The organism is Streptomyces katrae, from assembly GCF_000966975.1.
GTDB classification, from domain to species: domain Bacteria; phylum Actinomycetota; class Actinomycetes; order Streptomycetales; family Streptomycetaceae; genus Streptomyces; species Streptomyces katrae.
The window spans coordinates 1-5,259 of record NZ_JZWV01001111.1 but is presented as its reverse complement, the minus strand read 5'-3'; the positions used below and the strand labels follow the sequence as shown (position 1 = coordinate 5,259).

8 protein-coding genes are annotated in these 5,259 nt (G+C 74.9%); 4 read left to right on the top strand and 4 right to left on the bottom strand.

Annotated features, from left to right (window positions below; genetic code table 11):
* Positions 1 to 138 (bottom strand): NAD(P)H-binding protein (locus VR44_RS42045; protein ID WP_157880486.1); only part of this gene is annotated, 138 nt, incomplete at its 3' end.
* Between the two features lie 76 nt (positions 139 to 214).
* Here VR44_RS42045 and VR44_RS33195 point away from each other — a divergent pair.
* Positions 215 to 817: a TetR/AcrR family transcriptional regulator gene (locus VR44_RS33195; protein WP_045951348.1), complete on the top strand. Its 603-nt coding sequence runs from the start codon at positions 215 to 217 to the stop codon at positions 815 to 817.
* On the opposite strand, the gene VR44_RS33190 is transcribed toward VR44_RS33195, so the two are convergent.
* The gene (locus tag VR44_RS33190; protein WP_045951347.1) at positions 807 to 1,694 is read right to left on the bottom strand and encodes a carbohydrate kinase family protein; all 888 of its coding nucleotides are present in this window, start codon (positions 1,692 to 1,694) and stop codon (positions 807 to 809) included. The genes VR44_RS33195 and VR44_RS33190 overlap by 11 nt on opposite strands.
* An 82-nt stretch (positions 1,695 to 1,776) precedes the next feature.
* Between VR44_RS33190 and VR44_RS33185 the strand changes: the two genes are divergently transcribed.
* Positions 1,777 to 2,208, top strand: a complete 432-nt coding sequence (locus VR44_RS33185) for a Rieske (2Fe-2S) protein (protein WP_045951346.1) — start codon at positions 1,777 to 1,779, stop codon at positions 2,206 to 2,208.
* 21 nt (positions 2,209 to 2,229) lie between these two features.
* Here VR44_RS33185 and VR44_RS33180 read toward each other — a convergent pair whose 3' ends face one another.
* Together VR44_RS33180 and VR44_RS33175 are read right to left on the bottom strand one after the other, a co-directional pair.
* Positions 2,230 to 2,583, bottom strand: a complete 354-nt coding sequence (locus VR44_RS33180; protein WP_045951345.1) for a hypothetical protein — start codon at positions 2,581 to 2,583, stop codon at positions 2,230 to 2,232.
* Positions 2,584 to 2,741: 158 nt separating this feature from the next.
* Positions 2,742 to 3,737 carry a hypothetical protein gene (locus VR44_RS33175; RefSeq protein ID WP_245692705.1) on the bottom strand — a complete coding sequence of 332 codons (996 nt, stop codon included), beginning with the start codon at positions 3,735 to 3,737 and terminating at the stop codon, positions 2,742 to 2,744.
* Between the two features lie 240 nt (positions 3,738 to 3,977).
* Here VR44_RS33175 and VR44_RS33170 point away from each other — a divergent pair, with 240 nt between their 5' ends.
* The gene (locus tag VR44_RS33170; RefSeq protein ID WP_045951344.1) at positions 3,978 to 4,598 is read left to right on the top strand and encodes a papain-like cysteine protease family protein; all 621 of its coding nucleotides are present in this window, start codon (positions 3,978 to 3,980) and stop codon (positions 4,596 to 4,598) included.
* Between the two features lie 4 nt (positions 4,599 to 4,602).
* On the top strand, positions 4,603 to 5,259 hold a 657-nt coding region (locus tag VR44_RS33165; protein WP_045951343.1), incomplete at its 3' end, for a hypothetical protein.

The window sequence follows — 5,259 nt, the reverse complement described above, 5'->3', positions numbered from 1 at the left end:
GTGCAGCCGCTCGTGCGCCGGCACGTCCAGCCTGGCGGGGTCGCGGACCACCGCGGTCACCTCGTGGCCCGCCGCGAGGCCCTGCCGGACTACCTCGCGGCCGACACCGCCCGTCGCTCCGAACACCGTGATCTTCATCGTGGACCCCTGTCAAGGATGCGTGCGGGAGGGTGGGTGAGTATTCACTCACCCTGCTGTCCACTAGGGTGAGTGAATGCCCACCCCGAAGTCAACCCGGCCCGCCTCCGAGCGGTTGCTGGACGCCGCCGAGACCCTCATGCGCACCATCGGCCTCGCCAACACCACCACCAAGGCCATCGCCCGTGAGGCCGGCTGCTCGGAGGCCGCGCTCTACAAGCACTACGCCAACAAGGAAGAGCTGTTCGTGCGGGTGCTGATGGAGCGCACGCCCAACGCCGGACCGCTCATGGCCGCGCTGGCCGGCGGCCCCGGCGAAGGCGCCCTCGAAGAGGCGCTCGCCGACATCGCCCGGCACGCCTCGCTCTTCTACGCCGAGGCCATGCCGATGGCCGCCTCCCTGTTCGCCGAGCCCGCCCTGCTCACCCGCCACCGCGAGGGGGTCCGGGAGATCGGCCAGGGCCCGCACGTGGTGCTCGACGCCCTCGAGGGAAGGCTGCGCCGGGAGCTCGACGCCGGCCGGCTCCGGGCCGGGGACCCCCGCGCCGCCGCCGCGCTGCTGCTCGGCGCCTGCTTCCAGCGGGCGTTCTTCCTGCACTTCTCCGGCGCCGAGGTGGTCCAGCCGGTCGAGGAGTTCGCCCCGGCGCTCGCCCGGACCCTGTGGGCCGCTATCGGCTGAGGCCGAGCTCGGCGGCGTAGGGCGGCTCGCAGCCGGCCCGGGTGCAGGTGAGCGCGGCCGCGTGGGCGGCGTAGGCCAGCACGTCGGGCCAGTCCACCGCGCCCGGGTCCGGCTCCCCCGCGAGCCGGTGGAGCAGCGCCGCGTTGACGGTGTCGCCCGCGCCGATCGTGTCCACGACGGCCACGCGACGGGCCGCCGCGGTGTACTCCGCCCCGTCCGAGGTCCACACCGTCAGCCCCGCCGCCCCCCGGGTCAGCACCACGGCCGAGGGGCCCGCCGCCAGCCAGTCCCCGGCCCGGCCGCCCAGCCAGTCCGCGTCCTCCTCGGACAGCTTCAGCACGGACACGTACGGCAGCCGGCCCAGGAACCGCTCCCGGTAGCCGGCCGGGTCCGCGATCAGGGCCGGGCGGATGTTGGGGTCGAGCAGGGTCAGCAGTCCGCGCCCCGACTCCCGCCGCAGCAGGGCGTCGTACGCGCTCGCCCCCGGCTCCAGCACCAGCGAGCAGGTCCCGAGCGCCAGGGCCCGCGCCCGCGGCGGCAGCGCGGGAGGCAGGGCGAACAACCGGTCGGCGGTGCCCTCCACGTAGAACCCGTACGCGGCGGAACCGTCCGGGGCCAGCGAGGGCACGGCCAGCGAGGTCGGCTCGGGCCCGCGCTGCACCAGCGAGAGGTCCACCCCGGCCGCCCGCAGCCCGGCCAGCAGCCCCTCGCCGAAGCCGTCGGCCGACACCCGGGAACAGAAGGCCACCGACGCCCCGAGCCGGCCCAGCGCCAGGGCGGTGTTGTACGGTCCGCCCCCCGGCCGGGGCAGCAGCGCGCCCGGCGGCTCCACCAGGGGCACGAGGTCGATCAGGGCTTCTCCGCCGACGACGATCACGCGGGGGAAGCTATCCCATCGGGCGCCGGTATGGTCGGGTGGGCCCCGCCCGGGGCCCGTCACCTCGTGCCAGGAGAACAACATGTCCGCGTCACAGCCCGCCGCCCGCCGTACCGTCCTCAAGGGTGCCGCCGCGCTCGCCGGGGCCGTGGGCGCGGGGGCGGCGCTCTCCGCGTGCTCGACCGAGGGCGGCAGCGGCGCGGGCGGCCCCGCCGTCCCGAAGGAGCCGGTCGAGCTGGGCGCCGCCGCGGAGGTCCCGGTCGGCGGCGCGAAGCTGTTCCGTGAGCAGAAGATCGTCGTCAGCTGCCCCGCGGAGGGCCAGTACAAGGCGTTCAGCGCCCAGTGCACGCACGCCGGCTGCGTCCTCGACAAGATCGACAAGGGTGAGGGCAACTGCCCCTGCCACGGCAGCCGTTTCGACGTCACCACCGGCAAGGTCCTGCGCGGCCCGGCCTCCGACCCCCTGCCGTCCGTCCCGGTCAAGGCGGAGAACGGCAAGCTGATCGCGGGCTGATCCGGCCGCTCCGCACCGCCCCTACGCCGAATCCAGCCGCCCGGTCCACCACGGATCACCGGGCGGGGTGAAGGGGTCGGGCAGGGTGCGGGCGAGGAAACGGGCGTCCAGCGGCGCCAGCACGGCGCGCAACTCCCGGGCGGCGCGCCGGGGGAGGGCCAGGCAGGCCGCTTCCAGCACCTCCCGCACGTCCGCACCCGCGAAGGGGTCGCAGCAGGCGCAGCAGTCGTCCTCGGCGTACATCACCCACGGCCCGGGCTTGTACGCGAGGGCGCGCCAGCGCCGCCACGCCTCGAACAGGGGACCGGGCCAGGAGGGCCGGCGCTCCAGCCGGGCGATCCCGGCGAGGGTCCGGCCCGACAGGCCGGGTACCACCTGCCGCCCGTGCCCCGGGCGGCTCCTCGGCGGCAGGTCGCGTCGGACCTGCGTCGGATTCCTACGCGGCATGTGCCTTTCGGATGTCGTCCATGCGGTCATCCTGCCGGAACACCGGCCGCGGTGCCCGCCCTTTTCCGCCGGGCCGCTCCGGGCGCCTACCCCCAGTCCCAGGCGATGCCCAGGATCCCCGGGCGGACCGCCTGTTCCACCAGGTGGACCGCGCGGTGGCCGCCGCTGGGGGTGAGGTCGCACAGGGACCGGCGCGGGGCTCCGGGGGAGACGCGGGCGAAACGGTGGCAGCGGACCGGGAGGGCCGCCTCGTCGAAGCGGACCTGGAGCATGTACTGCCCGCCCGCGTAGCTGAAGCCGCGTACGTACTCCGTGCTGCGCGCGCCCGTGCCGTCCTCGATCCCGTAGCCGAAGACGTACGTGTCACCGCGCCGCAGCCGCGCGTCGAAGAGCAGCTCCGCCACGACCACCCCGGCCTCCGGATGGCAGCGCACCCGGCCCGTGCGGCAGTTCTCGTACGCGGTCACCTCCACCCGGGTCGCGTCGCAGCCCGGATCGCCGTGGTGGACGGCCAGGTAGCGGTCGACGCCGTCCCGGTGGGCCCGCACGATCTGCTGCGACTCGCGCGTGCGCAGTTCGCCGGCCGGGCCGATGCGGACCCGCTCGTGGTGGCCGACCGAGTGCAGGCCGCCGTCCGCGGGGAGTTCCATCGCCGCCAGCAGCCGTTCCACCGCCGCGCCGACGCTCATCAGGGTCCGGTACGGGCGGGCGGCCGGGCGGGCCGGGCCGGGGGCCGGGTCCGGGTCGGCCAGCAGGCGCAGGAGGGAGCCCTCGGGGAGTTCGAGGATCTCCTCCAGGGCGGAGACCGCCCGCAGCGACTCCCGCTGGCGCGGGCGCCGGGCGCCCTGCTGCCAGTAGCTGAGGCTGGTGACCCCGAGCTTGATGCCGCGCGCCGCGAGCCGGTGCTGCACCCGGTGCAGGGGCAGTCCGCGCGCGGCGAGGGCGGCGCGCAGGGCGAGGTGGAAGGGGCCGCCGCGCAGCAGCTGTCCGAGACGGGCCGCGTCCGCCGCGTCCGCCGCGTCCGCCGCGTCCGGCGTACCCGGCGTGCCTGAGGTGCCTGGCGTGTCGCCGGTCGGCCGCATGGCGACTCTCCTCTGTGAACGTTCACACGCGCCGGGGTGGGGGACCGGGCCGTGGGCCGGGGAGACCAGGTGGAACGAGAGCAACCGTTCACACCGCAGCCCCTCCGTTCACACTGCAATGTCACCGCGTATTGAAGCGTGTTGACCTGATCGCGACAACACCCTGATGCTCCTCCACAGCGTCCGGACGCGCTCCTCCATCCCCCCACCACCTCGAGTCCCCACCTCGGGAGGAACGCGATGCGCAACAGAAGAGGGCGGCTTTCCCTGGCCGCCTCCCTGACATCCGCCCTGCTGCTCGTACTGCTGCCCTTCGGTCTCGGCGCCGGTACCGCCACCGCCGCCCCGGCCGACGGCACCGGCGCCGCCGCCTCGGCACTGGCGTACAAGCGGCTCGACATCACGATGCAGGCGCAGCAGAAGAGCAACTGGTGCTGGGCCGCCAGCGGCAACACCATCGCCACCTGGTTCGGCCGCGGCTACAGCCAGAACCAGTTCTGCAATGCCGCCTTCAACCGCCAGCAGGGCACCGAGTGCCCCAACAACCAGGCCACGCTGGGGAACGTCCAGACCGCGCTGCGCTGGGCCGGCATCAACTCCGGCAGCTACGTCACCGGCTGGCTGCAGTACTCCACCGTCCAGACCGAGATCAACGCCAACCGGCCCGTCGAGACCCGGATCCAGTGGTCGGGCGGCGGCGGCCACATGCACGTCCTCTACGGGTACGACACCGCCAACAGCTGGGTCTACTGGGGCGACCCGTGGCCCTCCAGCGACCGCTACAACTGGGCCTCGCACGCCTGGTACGTGGACAACGACACCTTTTCCTGGACCCACTCCCTCTACCGGATCGGGGCGTGACCGCGTGACCGCCAAGACCGCTCGCGCCGCCGCCGTGGCCCTCGCGGCCGCCGCCCTGACCGCCGTCCTGGGCGGGCCGGCCTCCGCCGCGCCCGTCCCGCAGCCGCAGACCGCCACCGCCGAGAACCGGGCCGCCGCGCACGAGGCCGCCGCCGCGGCGGACACCCTGGCGACCCTGTCCAGGTTCTTCGCCCGGGAGGGGAAGGTGTCGGTGGCCGCGGCCCGGCCCCGGATCGAGGGGGAGGTGGTCCCCGTCAGCTACCTGGCGCCGGAGTTCGTCGCCGGGAAGGCCGGGGCACCGGTGGCCCGGCTGGAGTTCCTCGCGTCCGAGGCCGTGTCCTCGGACGGACAGAAAGCGGCCCTGTGGACCGCGAAGACCGGCGCCGGGTGGCAGGTCGTGAACATCGCCACCGGCGACGACGAGTTCCGTTACGCCCGGCTCGGGGCCGCGAAACTGCCCGGCGGGACCGTGTTCCGGGAGCCGCAGATCGACGCCTGGTACGTCACCGGGGGCGAACGGGTGCTGCCGCTGGACGAGGACGCCGTGCGGGCCGTGGGCCCGTCCGGGGTGTCGCTCGGGGCGTACCGGGCGCGGGTCGTGAAGGCGTACGGGGACAAGCTGCCGGGGTCCGCGTACGCGGAGGGGGGTATGGCGGGGGGC

Excerpts from the sequence above, each read along its gene's own strand:
- VR44_RS33195 (WP_045951348.1), top strand. The coding sequence starts at position 215 with ATGCCCACCCCGAAGTCAACCCGGCCCGCCTCCGAGCGGTTGCTGGAC.
- VR44_RS33185 (WP_045951346.1), top strand. The coding sequence starts at position 1,777 with ATGTCCGCGTCACAGCCCGCCGCCCGCCGTACCGTCCTCAAGGGTGCC.
- VR44_RS33175 (WP_245692705.1), bottom strand. The coding sequence starts at position 3,737 with ATGCGGCCGACCGGCGACACGCCAGGCACCTCAGGCACGCCGGGTACG.
- VR44_RS33170 (WP_045951344.1), top strand. The coding sequence starts at position 3,978 with ATGCGCAACAGAAGAGGGCGGCTTTCCCTGGCCGCCTCCCTGACATCC.